The sequence below is a fragment of the Sphaerisporangium sp. NPDC005288 genome, from assembly GCF_040607475.1.
Classification (GTDB): Bacteria; Actinomycetota; Actinomycetes; order Streptosporangiales; family Streptosporangiaceae; genus Sphaerisporangium; species Sphaerisporangium rhizosphaerae.
Genome location: NZ_JBEXGT010000015.1, coordinates 57,872 through 71,853 on the forward strand (window position 1 = coordinate 57,872; position 13,982 = coordinate 71,853).

The 13,982-nt window shown below is 71.4% G+C and carries 11 protein-coding genes; 7 read left to right on the forward strand and 4 right to left on the reverse strand.

Annotated elements, in window-relative coordinates; genetic code table 11:
* The first annotated feature begins 611 nt into the window (after positions 1 to 611).
* The 4 genes from ABZU32_RS16300 to ABZU32_RS16315 all read left to right on the forward strand — a co-directional run bounded on the left by ABZU32_RS16300 (position 612) and on the right by ABZU32_RS16315 (position 5,920).
* Positions 612 to 1,133: a hypothetical protein gene (locus ABZU32_RS16300; protein WP_354840099.1), complete on the forward strand. Its 522-nt coding sequence runs from the start codon at positions 612 to 614 to the stop codon at positions 1,131 to 1,133.
* Between the two features lie 386 nt (positions 1,134 to 1,519).
* Complete coding sequence (locus ABZU32_RS16305) at positions 1,520 to 3,304, forward strand: phosphoenolpyruvate carboxykinase (GTP) (RefSeq protein ID WP_354922987.1); 1,785 nt, start codon at positions 1,520 to 1,522, stop codon at positions 3,302 to 3,304.
* A gap of 274 nt (positions 3,305 to 3,578) precedes the next feature.
* Positions 3,579 to 4,340 carry an isoprenyl transferase gene (locus ABZU32_RS16310; protein ID WP_354840102.1) on the forward strand — a complete coding sequence of 254 codons (762 nt, stop codon included), beginning with the start codon at positions 3,579 to 3,581 and terminating at the stop codon, positions 4,338 to 4,340.
* A 311-nt stretch (positions 4,341 to 4,651) separates the two neighbouring features.
* Positions 4,652 to 5,920, forward strand: coding sequence for a PhoH family protein (locus ABZU32_RS16315; protein ID WP_354840629.1), 1,269 nt, complete (start codon positions 4,652 to 4,654; stop codon positions 5,918 to 5,920).
* Between the two features lie 45 nt (positions 5,921 to 5,965).
* Here the strand turns inward: ABZU32_RS16315 and ABZU32_RS16320 are convergent, their stop codons facing one another.
* From ABZU32_RS16320 to ABZU32_RS16330, 3 genes are read right to left on the reverse strand one after another with little or no spacing between them, the layout of a single operon-like run.
* Positions 5,966 to 6,520 (reverse strand): hypothetical protein, encoded by a 555-nt coding sequence (locus ABZU32_RS16320; RefSeq protein WP_354840105.1) that lies wholly within the window; start codon positions 6,518 to 6,520, stop codon positions 5,966 to 5,968.
* Positions 6,517 to 7,956, reverse strand: a complete 1,440-nt coding sequence (locus ABZU32_RS16325) for a HAMP domain-containing sensor histidine kinase (protein ID WP_354840108.1) — start codon at positions 7,954 to 7,956, stop codon at positions 6,517 to 6,519. Before ABZU32_RS16325 ends, ABZU32_RS16320 begins: the two co-directional genes overlap by 4 nt.
* Positions 7,953 to 8,627 (reverse strand): response regulator transcription factor, encoded by a 675-nt coding sequence (locus ABZU32_RS16330; protein WP_354840111.1) that lies wholly within the window; start codon positions 8,625 to 8,627, stop codon positions 7,953 to 7,955. The genes ABZU32_RS16325 and ABZU32_RS16330 overlap by 4 nt, the downstream gene beginning before the upstream one ends.
* Positions 8,628 to 9,029: 402 nt before the next feature.
* Between ABZU32_RS16330 and ABZU32_RS16335 the strand changes: the two genes are divergently transcribed.
* Together ABZU32_RS16335 and ABZU32_RS16340 are read left to right on the forward strand one after the other, a co-directional pair.
* Positions 9,030 to 9,749, forward strand: coding sequence for a lytic transglycosylase domain-containing protein (locus ABZU32_RS16335; protein ID WP_354922753.1), 720 nt, complete (start codon positions 9,030 to 9,032; stop codon positions 9,747 to 9,749).
* A 222-nt stretch (positions 9,750 to 9,971) separates the two neighbouring features.
* A complete protein-coding gene (locus ABZU32_RS16340; protein WP_354922756.1) occupies positions 9,972 to 11,972 on the forward strand; it encodes a glycosyltransferase family 2 protein in 2,001 nt (666 codons plus the stop codon).
* Here the strand turns inward: ABZU32_RS16340 and ABZU32_RS16345 are convergent.
* Positions 11,945 to 12,817: a helix-turn-helix transcriptional regulator gene (locus ABZU32_RS16345; protein WP_354840119.1), complete on the reverse strand. Its 873-nt coding sequence runs from the start codon at positions 12,815 to 12,817 to the stop codon at positions 11,945 to 11,947. The two genes, ABZU32_RS16340 and ABZU32_RS16345, sit on opposite strands and share 28 nt — an antisense overlap.
* A 224-nt stretch (positions 12,818 to 13,041) precedes the next feature.
* Here ABZU32_RS16345 and ABZU32_RS16350 point away from each other — a divergent pair, with 224 nt between their 5' ends.
* A complete protein-coding gene (locus tag ABZU32_RS16350) occupies positions 13,042 to 13,908 on the forward strand; it encodes an oxidoreductase (RefSeq protein WP_354922759.1) in 867 nt (288 codons plus the stop codon).
* Positions 13,909 to 13,982: the final 74 nt, after the last annotated feature.

The following is a 13,982-nucleotide window of genomic DNA, read 5'->3' on the forward strand; positions in this document are numbered from 1 at the left end:
GCGGGGTGGGGTTGTTGGGTGGCTTCCCGTACCGGCCCATCACCTGTGGGGGTGGGCTGTTGGGTGGGCTTCCCGTGCTGGCCCACCCACCTGCATGCGGGGTGGGGCCGTTGGATGGGCAGCCGTATCGACCCACCCACCCACCTGCATGCGGGTGGGGTTTGTTGGGTGGGCTTCCCGTGCCGGTCCACCCACCTGGGTGCGGTGTGGGGCTGTTGGGTGGGCAGCAGTGCTGGAGCACTCACCTGTATGCGGGGTGGGGCTGGTGGTGGGTAGCAGTGCTGGAGCGCTGATCTGGGTGCGAGGTGGGTTGTTGGATGGGCAGCCGTGCCGGCCCACCCACCTGCATGCGGGTGGGGTTTGTTGGGTGGGCAGCAGTGTTGGACCGCTCACGTGCTTGCGGGGTGGGGGCGTTGGGTGGGCAGCCGTGCCGGACGCTCGCCTGTCGGGCGGGGTGGGGCTGTTCGGGGGTGCTGGTCACGGGCGGGGCGAGGTCCTTGGCGTTCTTGGTCAGTGGCGCGACGGGGGATAGCTGATAGTCGCCTTCAAGAGATGGCAGTGGCCGGGGGCCTCCTCTTGAGGCGATCGAGTAGGGGTGTAATCCTGATTACATGGAAACAGACGAAACAGTGATCACGTCATGGTTCATCGGACGCCTGCCGGAGGAGTGGTTCACCGGACAGCCTGAGTTCGTGATCGACCGCGAGGAGATCGCGGTCATCGGCACGCTGCCGGTGCCCGAGGCCGCCGAGGCGACCTCCGGGGCCGAGCGGGCCGCCCTGCTGGACGGGCACATCGGGCGTTACCGCGAGGAGACCCGCGAACGCCGCATCGAGATCGCACGCGAGGCCGAGCACCGCTTCCGCCGCAAGGTCTCCTGGGGCGTCTCCTGCGAGGACCGGACAGTGATGTTCACCACCCTCTCGATCCCGGTGATGACCCGGCTCAGGCAGCAGGAACGGCGGGTGCTGGACACCCTGGTCGCCGCCGGGGTCGCGCGCAGCCGCAGCGACGCCCTCGCCTGGTGCGTCCGCCTGGTGGGCGGCCACACCGACACCTGGCTCGCTGACCTGCGCGATGCCCTCCAGCAGGTCGACCGCGTGCGCTCGGAAGGCCCTGACGTGACCACGTAGATTGGTGCAAACCAATCTTTTGAATGGCCTAGACCATTTCCAGTGGTTTATACCAATGACACCTTCCGGTGCCGGCGGGCGATCGGCCCGCCGGCCGGAAAGCGGCTCTCCAATCTTCGGCAAGATGGTTAAACTCCCGGGAAACCATCGGGGTCCCTGCGCGTTATGACGCCGCTCGGATGGGCAGTGCGCAGGGCTGACGACGGCTGTCCCGAATTCACCGGCACGAACGGAGTCGAAATAGCAGGCGCCGGATCTCCTCTTTTGAGGGGCTCTTGAACCTCTGTTTCCACGACTGGTCTATGCCAATTGGATTCGGCGCGGTCCGTCGTTGATGATGTTTGGCCTGAGAGTAAGGAGCCGGCTCCGTGTCACTTTCCATTGAAATGACCGCCCCGACGTCCCATGCCGAGCTCGCCGCCTGGGTCAGAGAGATCGCCGAGCTCACCCGCCCCGACCGCGTCGAGTGGTGTGACGGGTCGGAGGCCGAATGGACGCGCCTGACGAACCTTCTCGTCAAGCAGGGCACGCTCACGCGACTCGCCGCGCGGCCCAACAGCTTCCTGGCGACATCGGACCCGAGCGACGTCGCCAGGGTGGAGGACCGCACGTTCATCTGCTCGGAGGACCCGCGTGACGCGGGCCCGACGAACAACTGGATCGCGCCCAAGGAGATGCGCGCCACCTTCGACGAGCTGTTCCGCGGCTGCATGCGCGGGCGCACGATGTACGTCGTGCCGTTCTGCATGGGCCCGCTCGGCGGCGAGATCTCCCAGTTGGGCGTGGAGATCACCGACTCGCCCTACGTGGCCGTCTCGATGCGCGTCATGACCCGCATGGGTGACCAGGCCCTGCGGCTGATCGAGGAGCGCGGAGAGTTCGTCAAGGCCGTCCACTCGGTCGGCGCCCCGCTGGCGCCCGGCCAGGAGGACGTCCGGTGGCCGTGCAGCTCCACCAAGTACATCAGCCACTTCCCGGAGACCCGCGAGATCTGGTCCTACGGCTCCGGCTACGGCGGCAACGCGCTGCTCGGCAAGAAGTGCTACGCGCTGCGCATCGCGAGCGTGATGGCCCGCGACGAGGGCTGGCTCGCCGAGCACATGCTGATCCTCAAGCTCACCCCGCCGGACGGCGAGTCCCGCTACGTCGCGGCCGCCTTCCCCTCGGCCTGCGGCAAGACCAACCTGGCGATGCTCCAGCCGACCATTCCCGGGTGGAAGGTCGAGACCGTCGGCGACGACATCGCCTGGATGCGTTTCGGCGAGGACGGACGGCTCTACGCCATCAACCCCGAGGCCGGCTTCTTCGGCGTCGCGCCCGGGACGGGCCGGTCGACCAACGTCAACGCCGTCAGGACGCTCTGGGGCAACAGCATCTTCACGAACGTGGCCCTGACCGACGACGGCGACGTGTGGTGGGAGGGGCTCACCGACGAGCCGCCGGCGCACCTGACCGACTGGCGGGGACGCGACTGGACGCCCGCCTCGGGCGAGCCGGCCGCCCACCCGAACGCGCGGTTCACCACTCCGGCCTCCCAGTGCCCGACCATGGCTCCCGAGTGGAACGACCCCAAGGGCGTGCCGATCTCGGCCATCCTGTTCGGCGGGCGCCGCGCGACGGCCGTGCCGCTGGTGACCGAGTCGTTCAGCTGGCGCCACGGCGTCTTCCTCGGCGCGAACGTCGCCTCCGAGAAGACCGCCGCCGCCGAGGGCAGGGTCGGCGAGCTGCGCCACGACCCCTTCGCGATGCTGCCGTTCTGCGGCTACAACATGGGCGACTACTTCGCCCACTGGCTCAAGATCGGCCAGACGGGCGATCCGGGCAGGCTGCCGCGCATCTACTACGTCAACTGGTTCCGCAAGGACGCCTCCGGCCGCTTCCTGTGGCCGGGCTTCGGGGAGAACAGCCGGGTGCTCAAGTGGATCGTCGAGCGGCTGAACGGCCGGGCCGGCGCCGTGGAGACCCCGATCGGGCTGCTGCCGACGCGCGACGCGCTGGACACCGAGGGCCTCGACATCGCCGAGGAGGACCTGGCCACGTTGCTCTCGGTCGACCGGGAGGTGTGGAAACAGGACGCCGCGCTGATCCCCGAGTACTTCGCGACCTTCGGCGACCAGCTGCCGAAGGGGCTGTGGAAGGAGTACCACTCCCTGGTTGACCGCCTGGGATGACGCTCGGGCCGTGAGCGGGTGTCAGCGCGCGAGCGACGACGGTGCGCGAGCGACGGTGCCCCGGCGACCGGCATCGACCGGCCGACATCGACCGACCGGCGTCCACCGGGTGCCGTCGAGCGCGCGATCAAGGGCGAAGTGGTCCATTCGCCGCCCGTTCCCCGTTCCGGGAAGCAACGGCAACCCAAAGCGGGGGGCGGGCACGGGTCCGGGCACGTGATAATTGCCTGTTGTCAACGTCCGACAGCGGACGGGCGGCGAAGAGGAGGTCTCCATGGGCGTGCGCGATCTCGTGTACCGGCTGTACGAGCGCCGTCTGGAGACCAAGCTGTCCGGCGACCAGATACCCCGGCACGTGGGCGTCGTCGTGGACGGCAACCGCCGCTGGGCCAGGGCCATGGGGCTGCGCGACGTCAGCCACGGCCACCAGAAGGGCGCGGACAAGATCTCCGAGCTGCTGGTGTGGTGCCGCGAGGCCGGCGTGGAGATCGTCACGGTGTGGTTGCTCTCCAACGACAACCTCTCGCGGCCCAAAGAAGAGCTCGACCCGCTGGTGGAGATCATCGAGGACACCGTGCAGGGCCTGGTGGCCGGCGGGTGGCGGGTGAACCCGGTCGGAGCCCTGGACCTTTTGCCCGATCGCACGGCTCGCATCCTTAAAGATGCGAAAGAAGTGACATCACGCCGTCCTGGCCTGATTGTGAACGTTGCAGTTGGGTATGGAGGAAGGCGTGAGATCGCTGATGCGGTGCGCTCCCTCCTCCAGGAGCACGCCAGCAAGGGCGCGAGCATCGAGGAACTCGTCGAGGTCCTCGATGTTGAGCACATCGCGGAGCATCTCTACACGCGCGGCCTCCCCGACCCGGATCTCCTCATCCGCACGTCGGGAGAGCAGCGACTCTCAGGATTCCTGCTCTGGCAGAGCGCTCACTCCGAATTCTACTTCTGCGAGGCCTACTGGCCTGACTTCCGCAGAGTCGACTTCCTGCGGGCGCTGCGGTCGTATGCCGCGCGGCACCGGCGGTACGGAAACTGAAACACCCCGTGAACACCCCCTATCAGCCCTGGTCCGGCTGTTGGGTAGGGGGCGTCCACGACGTACCGTAAGGAGTAGGCAGTCCATACGGCCTACTTCGGGAGAGGGTCCGCCCTTGCGTCGCCTTTTGACGAGGAGGGCCGGGATCCGGCGTCGCCTCGCGCAGGTGGGGGCGCACGATCGGGCCCGGTCCGCTCACCACCTCATAGGCAGGGCGCTGACTCCTGGCGCCCGGGGGAGAACGCGTGGCAGTGTCCTCGAGCAACCCGTCCACTACCTCCAGTAGCCTCACGCCATCGAGGCGCACGTACATAGTGGACACCTCTGTCCTGCTGGCCGACCCTGCGGCGATGAGCCGCTTCGCCGAGCACGAAGTCGTCCTTCCGATCGTCGTGATCACCGAGCTGGAGGCCAAGCGCCACCACCCCGAGCTCGGTTACTTCGCCCGCAAGGCGTTGCGCTTCCTCGACGATCTTCGTGTGCGGTACGGCCGGCTGGACGAGCCCATGCCGATAGGCGAGGGCACGATCAGAGTCGAACTGAACCACAGCGACCCCGCGATCCTGCCGGCCGGTTTCCGGCTCGGCGACAACGACACCCGCATCCTGACCGTCGCCCGATCCCTCGCCGCCGAGGGCCACGACGTGGTGCTGGTGTCCAAGGACCTGCCGATGCGGGTCAAGGCGGCCTCCATCGGCCTGTCCGCCGAGGAGTACCGCGCCGACCTGGTGGTCGAGTCCGGCTGGACCGGCATGGCCGAGCTCCAGGTCACCACCGATGACGTCGAGACGCTGTTCGAGCACGGCACCGCCGAGCTGGAGGAGGCGCGCGAGCTGCCGACCCACACCGGCCTGCGCCTGCTGTCCAGCAGGGGCTCGGCGCTCGGGCGCGTGCAGCCCGACAAGTCGGTGCGGCTCGTGCGCGGCGACCGCGAGGTGTTCGGCCTGCACGGCCGCTCCGCGGAGCAGCGCATCGCCCTGGACCTGCTCATGGACCCCGAGGTGGGCATCGTCTCCCTCGGCGGCCGCGCCGGCACGGGCAAGTCCGCCCTCGCGCTGTGCGCGGGCCTGGAGGCGGTCCTCGAGCGCCGCCAGCACCGCAAGGTCATCGTCTTCCGCCCCCTGTACGCGGTCGGCGGCCAGGAGCTCGGCTACCTGCCCGGCTCCGAGAACGAGAAGATGGGCCCGTGGGCCCAGGCGGTGTACGACACGCTCGGCGCCGTGACCACGCCCGAGGTCATCGAGGAGGTCCTCGACCGGGGCATGCTGGAGGTCCTGCCGCTCACCCACATCCGCGGCCGGTCCCTGCACGACGCGTTCGTGATCGTGGACGAGGCGCAGTCGCTGGAGCGCGGCGTCCTGCTGACCGTGCTGTCGCGCATCGGCGCCAACTCGCGGGTCGTGCTCACCCACGACATCGCCCAGCGCGACAACCTCAGGGTCGGCCGGCACGACGGCGTGGTCGCCGTGGTCGAGAAGCTCAAGGGCCACCCGCTGTTCGCGCACGTCACGCTCACCCGCTCCGAGCGCTCCCCGATCGCCGCGCTGGTGACCGAGATGCTGGAGGACATCACCCCCTGACGCCGCCCGCCCGTCTCCGCCCGCCCGCGGTTCGCCGGCGGGCGGTCACGGGGGCAGGTTGACGCCGGGCGCGGCCAGGTCGTGGTACTCGCGGCAGGTGTGCTCGCCCAGCGCCAGCGGCCCCTTGGGCGTCGTCTGGGTGATCTTCACGGCCCAGATCTCCTCGCGCAGCCGCGCGGTGCAGGTGATCTGGGCCATCGCCGTCCTGCCGAGCCGGCCGGGCCCGTTGACGATCACGTGCAGCCGCAGGCCCACCGGGTTCTCCGGGTCGTTGCGCACGCCGCTGTCCACCCCGTACCGGCCGAGCACGCTCTGCTCGACCGTGAAGGACGACAGCGCCGACCCCAGGCCGTCCCCGGACCGCTTGCTCACCTCGAACAGCGCCCTGATCACGTCCTCGGCCGCGTTGGAGGCCGTGGACACCTGCTTGGCGGCCAGCCGCCCGTCCCGCAGCAGGTAGACGTTCGCGATCGCGCCCTTGGCGCTGATCACCGGGGCCGGGCCGGCGTCGACCACCCCCGTCGGGTCCACCCCGCAGGCCGCCGTCCCGGCCAGCAGCGCACCGAGCGCCGCCGCCGCGATCCTCCGGCGCACTCTCATGAGGAGGGGATCCAGACCGTGAACTGCGTGCCCGGGTCGCACAGCTCCACCCTGATCGTCCCGCCGTGCAGCTCGGCGTTGGCCTTGGCGATGGCCAGGCCCAGCCCGCTGCCCTCGCTGCGTGCCCGCCCCGCGCCCACCTTGTAGAAGCGGTCGAAGACGTGCGGGAGGTCCTGACGCGGGATGCCCTTGCCCCGGTCGCGCACCTTCACCTCGAGGCCGCTGCGCAGCACGCGCGCGGCGACGCTCACCGGAGGAGCGCCGTGGAGCAGGGCGTTGCCCATCAGGTTGGCCACGATCACGTCGAACCGCCGGGGGTCCAGCGAGAACGACAGGCCGCGCGGCACGTCCAGGCGCACCCGCCCCGTCCAGCCCCTGATCTCCAGGCAGTCGGCGAGCGCCATGCCGACGTCGACGTTCTCCCTGGTCAGCACGGCCGCGCCCGAGTCGAACCGGCTGGCCTCGATCAGGTGCTCCACCAGCACCCTGAGCCGGTTGATCTCGCGGACCACCAGGTCCACGGCCTTGCCCGCGTCGGGCGGCAGGTTCGCGGCCTCCTCGGTGAGCATGTCGGTCACGGCGGTCATCGCGGTCAGGGGCGTGCGCAGCTCGTGGGAGACGTCGGCGACGAACCGCCGGGACATGGCCTCCAGGGCGCGCAGCTCGGACACCGTCTGCTCCAGGGCGCCTGCGGCGTCGTTGAACGTCGCGGTGAGCCCGGCCAGCTCGTCGCGGCCGTGCACGGGCAGGCGGGTGTCCAGGCGTCCGGCGCCCAGGGCGCGGGCCGCGTCGCCCAGCCTGCGCACCGGCCGCAGGACGCTGCGGGCGGACACCAGCGCGACGGTGAGCGCGACCGCCAGCGTGATCCCCGACGCCTGGCCGAGCGCGGTGCGCAGCCGCGCCAGGACGCCCTCCTCCTCCTTCAGCGACACGAACACGTAGATCGTCATGCCGGTGGGGCGCACCGCGCCGGTGCGGGTCCGCCGGTGCACCTGGGTGCCGATCAGCAGCCACGGGTCGTCCTTGATCAGCAGCCGCTGGCGGACCATGCGCTCGGCGGCCTGGTGGCGCAGCTCCGCCGGGACGTCGTCCAGCCCGAACGTCGTGCCGGTGCTCAGCCGTTCCTGCTCGCCGTACTTGAGGATCACCTGACGGTCCGGCCCGCCGAGGGACTCGGCCAGGTTGGTCAGGTCGCTGTCGGTCACCACCGCATCGGTGGGCCACAGCAGGTCACTGGTGCCGAGCGGCAGCGCGATGCGCTGCAGGACGTCGCGGACGTCCACGACGGCGCCGGTCTCGGCGCGGTCCAGCAGCGCCCGGCGGACGAGCTGGTAGCCGATCCCCGCCACCAGGGCGGAGGCGGTCACCGCGACCAGGACGAAGGTGATGACCAGCCGGCCGCGCAGCCCGGTGGGACGCCGCAGGACGAGACTCACGGCGGGCTGAACCGGTAGCCGAAACCGCGCACCGTGTGGATGTAGACGGGTTCGGCGGGAACGGGCTCGATCTTCGCGCGGATGCGCTGGACGCAGGCGTCCACCAGCCGGGAGTCGGCGACGTGGTTGTGGTCCCAGACCGCGCGCAGCAGGTAGCGGCGGTTGAGCACCTGCCCGGGGTGCCGCACGAGCTCCAGCAGCAACCGCAGCTCGGTGGGGGTGAGGTGGACCTCGCGTCCCCCCAGGGTCACCTTGAGCGCCCCCCGGTCCACCACCAGGTCGCCGAAGCTGATGCGGTCGGCGGAGGCCGACTCCAGGCGGCGCAGCACCGCCCGGATGCGGGCGTCCAGCACCCGCGGCTCCACCGGCTTGACGACGTAGTCGTCGGCGCCGGCCTCCAGCCCGACGACCACGTCCAGATCGTCCCCGCGCGCCGTGAGCAGGATGATGGGCAGGGAGTCCAGCCTGCGGATGCGGCGGCACACCTCGACCCCGTCGATGCCCGGCAGCATGACGTCGAGGATCACGATCTCGGGTCTGCGGGCGCGCACGTGGTCCAGGGCCTCCTCGCCGGTCGCGTACGCGGTCACGGAGTGCCCCTGGCGGGTCAGGGCCAGCTCGAGGCCCGTCCGGACCGAGGGGTCGTCTTCGACGAGGAGGATGCCGGCCATCCGCACATTATGGCCGAAACCCCGTTACCTCCTTAGGTGTCACAGAACTGTGACATGGCCCGCATGGGAACCCGACAGTAAGTCGTCACGCTGAGGGCGTCCGCGGCCGTCCCGTCTCGCGCGCCCGCGCGCCGAGGGCGGGCACGGTGCGGGCCGGGCATCCGGTCCGCCCGCGCGGACGCGCCTCCGGGGCGGACGATCGCCCCGCCGCCCTCCGGATCGGGGGTCTGGAGGGCGGGCCGGCGGCAGCCGGGGGCGCCGTGTGACGAAAATCACATCGGCCGGGGAAACCGCACGTTACTCGCCGGTTAGCCACGTAACCGTCAAATAACTTTTACGTTTGGGTTGCGGACCACCCCCCAACTCACGGCAAGCTCATAGGCCGTGAGCTCAGGTCAGCAGGTGAGAGACAGGCGAAGCAGGCGGGACGGCGGCGACGACGCCGCGCCGCCACGTGGCCGTGTCGAACAGCGGCCCGCGCGCAAGTCATGGTTCACCCCGAAGCGCGTCGTGGTCATCGGCCTCTCCTTCGCCGTGGTCGCCGCGCTCGGCGTCTTCACCGTTCAGACGATGCGGGAGAACGCCGCCACCCCCGCGACCCCGCTCAGCCTGAACGAGCTCACCCGCATGTCCGACCCCTTCGCGCCGGACGCCGAGGCCGACGCCCTCAAGGCCGTCGCCGCCCAGGCGCAGCGCGAGCGCGACATCAAGGCCGCCCGCAGCAAGTCGGCGCCCAAGTGGGACTCGGTGAAGATCGTCAAGTCCGCGCCCGGCGGTGGCGGCTTCGCCGCGCACGCCTTCCCGCCCGGTTCCCAGCCCAACCCCGGCAGCAACAAGGCGCTCGGCCAGGAACTGGCCGCCGCGCGCGGCTGGGCCGGCGAGTGGGGCTGCCTGGAGAAGCTCTGGGACCGCGAGAGCCACTGGAACGAGCGGGCCATGAACCGCAGCAGCGGCGCCTACGGCATCCCCCAGGCGCTGCCCGGCAGCAAGATGGCCAGCGCCGGCGGCGACTGGCAGGTTAACGCCGCCACCCAGATCAAGTGGGGCCTGGGCTACATCGCCGCCCGCTACAAGACCCCCTGCGGCGCCTGGGCGCACTCCCAGGCCACCGGCTGGTACTGATCGCCTCGCGGTCCGTCCGCCGCAACCGATCCACTCCCGTTGGTCGAGCTGAGCCGATACCGGCCGGCCGCCCGGCGGTCCGTCCGCCGAGCCGGTCCCGCCCGCGGCCGGGCGCCACGCCCGGTGCGCCGGTCATGATCCGCGCGAACTCTTAGTCAGGGTTGTTCGAGGTTTCGGCAAGCCTGGGGGCGCGCGGGCGATGCGCGGCGGCACGCTGGCCGCATGGGTGTGAAGGTCAGCGTGGTGGTGCCGGTAGCGGAGCCAGGCCCGGACGATGACGCGTTCGACGCGTGCGTGCGTTCGCTGCTGGAGCAGACGATGCCGTCGGACGAGTACGAAGTGATCTTCGCGGACGACAGGTCGGACGACGGCACGCGCGAGCGCCTCGACGCCGTCGCGGCCGTGCGGCCCAACGTCCGGGTGCTGCACCTCGAACACACCGGCTCGCCCGTGCGCGGACGCAACGTCGGACTGGCCGTGGCGCGCGGCGAGTACGTCTACCTGCTCGGCCAGCGCGACCGCCTCGAGCGGGTGGCGCTGGAGGCCATGTACCGCATGGCCGCCGAGACCGACGCCGACGTGCTGATCGGCCGGCTCGTCCAGGGCGACAACCCGCCGCCGCGGGCCTTCTCCCGCAACCGCGAACGCGCCGACGTGCTGCGCGACCGCCTGCTCGCCCTGCCGACGGCGCACAAGCTGTTCCGCAGGAGCTTCCTGGACACCCGCGAGATCCGCTTCGCCGACGTCGACCCGGAGCTGTCGGAGCAGGCGTTCGTCCTTGCGGCCTACCTCACCGCGAAGGTCATTACCATCCTCGCCGACCAGGTCTGCTGCCACCTGGGCGCCGAGCCCGAGCGCCCGGCCGACCCGGCGGCGCTCGTCGAGGGCGTCCGCGCGGTCTTGGCCGTCGCCGACGCCCACAGCGACCCGGGGGAGCAGCGCGAGCGCCTGTACGCCCACCTGTTCCGCACGGCCGTGCTGCGCCCGCTCGGCGGACGCCGGCTGCTGTCCGCGCGGCCGGACCAGCGCTCGGCGTTGTTCGCCGCGCTGCGCGACCTGACCCGCGAACGCTTCCCCGAGGCGCTGGATGCCGGTCTGCCGGTCCATCTGCGCGCGCGGGCGGTTCTGCTCAGAAGTGGTGAACTCAGGCGCCTGGTGGCCCTCAGCGAGGCTTCCAGGGGCATCTCCCTGCGCGCCGAGCTACGCGAGGTGCGCTGGGACGACGACGTCCTGCTGCTCGACCTGGCCGTGGAGATCGTCGACGCCGAGGGGACGCCCATCGCCTTCCGCGCGGACGGCGACCGGCTGCTGTGGACGCCGCCGCTGGACGGGTTCACCCTCCCGCCGCGGCTGGCCGACGTCACCGAGTCGGTGGAACGGGCCCGCATGGAGGTCTACGTCCGCCACGCCGACCACGGGCTGATCTTCTTCCTGCCGGTGTCCGGCGAGATGTGCCGGTCCCAGGAGGGCGACCGGGTGCGCCTGTGGGCCGTCGGACGGGCCCGGATGGACGTGGGCACCGCCGCGCTCGGCCGCCCGCTGCGCCCCGGCGAGTGGGAAGTGCACGTCCGCATGCACACCGGCGTCGACCATGCCCGCACCCGGGTCGCCGGGCACCGCGGCGCCCAGCTCAGCTGCGTCGGCGTCCTGGCCGGGCGGCCGAGCAGGCTGGTCATCCCCTGCTGGTCGGAGCAGCGCGAGCTCAGCGTCTGCGTCGAGCCCAGATCCTTCGCCGAGTCGATCGTGCTCGTCTCGCCGGCGGCCGCGGTCACCCACCGGGACGGGAGCGTCTTCGTCGTCCTGCCCGTCCCGTACGTCCCGCCGAGCGGCGGCCCGCCGGCCGAACTGGTGCTGCGCCACCTGGTCAACCGCGGGCGCGTCGTCAGCGTGCCGGCGCTGGTCGAGCCCGGAGTGCCCGGACGCTATCCGGGGCAGCTCGTCGCCAAGGTCGCCACGCGCCGGTTCGCCGGCGAGGGGCACATCGGGCCGGGGGTGTGGGCGCCGCGCCTGCGCGTCGACGGCAAGGAGGCCGACCTGCGGTTCGTCCTGGAGATGGCCAGAGGAGGCCGGGTGCGCGTCGAGGCCGGCGCGGAACCCGGAAGGCTGCTCCCGAAGCGCTCGTCGCTGGCCAGGACCCTCACGCGCCTGCCCGGCGGCAGGTACCTGCTCCGCATGGCCCACGCCGTCCAACAGCGCTACCTGCCCTCCGCCCCGGAGGAGTAGAGCGGCGAGCCGGGGTCGCCGGCTTCTGTGGTGGCGGCGTAGGAGCCGAGCAGCGCCAGCGCCTGGGCGGACTCCGACCCAGGCTCGGCGTGGTAGACCACCAGGAGCTGGCCGTCCACGCCGTTGAGCGCCAGCTTCTCGCGCCGCAGGTGCAGCGTGCCCACCAGCGGATGCAGCATGTGACTCGTGCCGCCGGCCCGGCGCTCGACGTCGTGCCGCGCCCACAGCTTGCGGAAACGCTCACTGCGCAGCGACAGCTCGCCCACCAGCGACTCCAGCCGCGGATCACCGGCCGCGTCGGGGCCGGCGCTCGCGCGCAGCCCGGCCACGACGGCCTTCGTCGCCCGCTCCCAGTCCTGGTGCAGCTCGCGGTCGGCCGGGTCGAGGAAGAGCGCCCGCAACACGTTGACGCCCGGCCGGAAGTTCGGCGAGAGCGCCTGGGCGATCGGGTTGGCGGCCAGCACGTCCATGTACCTGCCCTGCACGAACGCCGGCATGGTCAGGGAGCCGAGCAGCATGGCGACGCCCGCGGGCACCCGCTCAGGAGGGGTGCGGGGGGCGCGTCGCTTGCGGGGCCGCGCCAGCTCGTGCAGGTAGGCGGCGCCGTCCGCGTCGAGCCGCAGCGCCGAGGCGAGGGCGTCCACCACCTGGGCGGAGGGACACTGATCTCTGCCCTGCTCCAGGCGCAGGTAGTAGTCGGAGCTGATCCCGGAGAGAAGGGCGAGCTCTTCGCGCCGCAGGCCGGGCACCCGCCGGCGACCGCCGGGCACCAGGCCGACGTCCTCGGGACGCACCAGTTCACGACGCGCACGGAGGTACTCGCCGAGCGCGTTTTTGCTGTCCACGGCACAAATCCTACGAGTCCTGGACGAAATTAGGCTGTCCCTGCGAGTCCCAGGAACCGCGCGGCATCCTCTGACTCCCGAGTCGTCACCCAGACTCGTGCCGTGGGCCGCCGCCTCTCGGCGACGCCCCACCCGTCGGCCCGCCCCCCGCCCACCCGGGCCGGGCCCGACCGCGCCCCGTGCGGCGGCGGTTCCAAGGAGACCTGAGGAAAGAAGACGAGATCATGACCACCACGACTCCCGGCGGCAGCCTGACCCTCGCCGAGGATCTCACACTGAGCCGGATGGGCTACGGCGCGATGCAGCTGGCCGGACCCGGGGTGTTCGGCCCGCCGAAGGACCGCGACCAGGCCGTGGCGGTGCTCCGCGAGGCCGTACGGCTCGGCGTCACCCACATCGACACCGCCGACTTTTACGGCCCCGCCGTCGTCAATGAGCTGATCAGGCAGGCCCTGCACCCCTATCCGGACGACCTCAGGATCGTCACCAAGGTGGGCGCCACCCGAGGCGGCGACGGGTCGTGGATCATGGCCCGCTCGCGGCAGGACCTCATCGACCAGGTGCACGCCAACCTCACCCACCTCGGCGTCGAGGCGCTCGACGTGGTCAACCTGCGCGTCGGCGGCCACACCGAGCCCACCGAGGAGCCGCTGGCCGAGTCGTTCGGCGTACTCGCCGAACTGCGGCGGCAGGGCCTGATCAGGCATCTCGGCGTGAGCGGCGTCACCTCGGCCCAGCTCACCGAGGCGCAGGGCGTCGCCCCGGTGGTGACCGTGCAGAACCTCTACAACATCGCCCAGCGCGGCGACGACGCGCTGGTGGACCGGTGCGCGCGGGAGGGCATCGCCTTCCAGCCGTTCTTCCCGCTCGGCGGGTTCACGCCCCTGCAGTCGGACGCCCTGGACCAGGCGGCCGCGCGGATCGGCGCGACGCCCCAGCAGGTGGCGCTCGCCTGGCTGCTGCGGCGCTCGGCCACCATGACGGTGATCCCCGGGACGTCCTCACCGGACCACCTGCGCGAGAACATCGCCGCCGCCGACCTCGTCCTCACCGAAGACACCCTCACCGCCCTCGACGCCATCGGAGCCTGACCCGGCCCCCGCGACGCCGCCCGGCGCCCTCTGACGTCCTGAACGCTCCGGCCCGACCAGACGGCAGGGCCGGG

Bases quoted from the DNA above. Each gene is read 5' to 3' on its own strand.
- ABZU32_RS16300 (WP_354840099.1), top strand. From the start codon at position 612: ATGGAAACAGACGAAACAGTGATCACGTCATGGTTCATCGGACGCCTG.
- ABZU32_RS16305 (WP_354922987.1), top strand. From the start codon at position 1,520: ATGACCGCCCCGACGTCCCATGCCGAGCTCGCCGCCTGGGTCAGAGAG.
- ABZU32_RS16310 (WP_354840102.1), top strand. From the start codon at position 3,579: ATGGGCGTGCGCGATCTCGTGTACCGGCTGTACGAGCGCCGTCTGGAG.
- ABZU32_RS16320 (WP_354840105.1), bottom strand. From the start codon at position 6,520: ATGAGAGTGCGCCGGAGGATCGCGGCGGCGGCGCTCGGTGCGCTGCTG.
- ABZU32_RS16330 (WP_354840111.1), bottom strand. From the start codon at position 8,627: ATGGCCGGCATCCTCCTCGTCGAAGACGACCCCTCGGTCCGGACGGGC.
- ABZU32_RS16340 (WP_354922756.1), top strand. From the start codon at position 9,972: ATGGGTGTGAAGGTCAGCGTGGTGGTGCCGGTAGCGGAGCCAGGCCCG.
- ABZU32_RS16350 (WP_354922759.1), top strand. From the start codon at position 13,042: ATGACCACCACGACTCCCGGCGGCAGCCTGACCCTCGCCGAGGATCTC.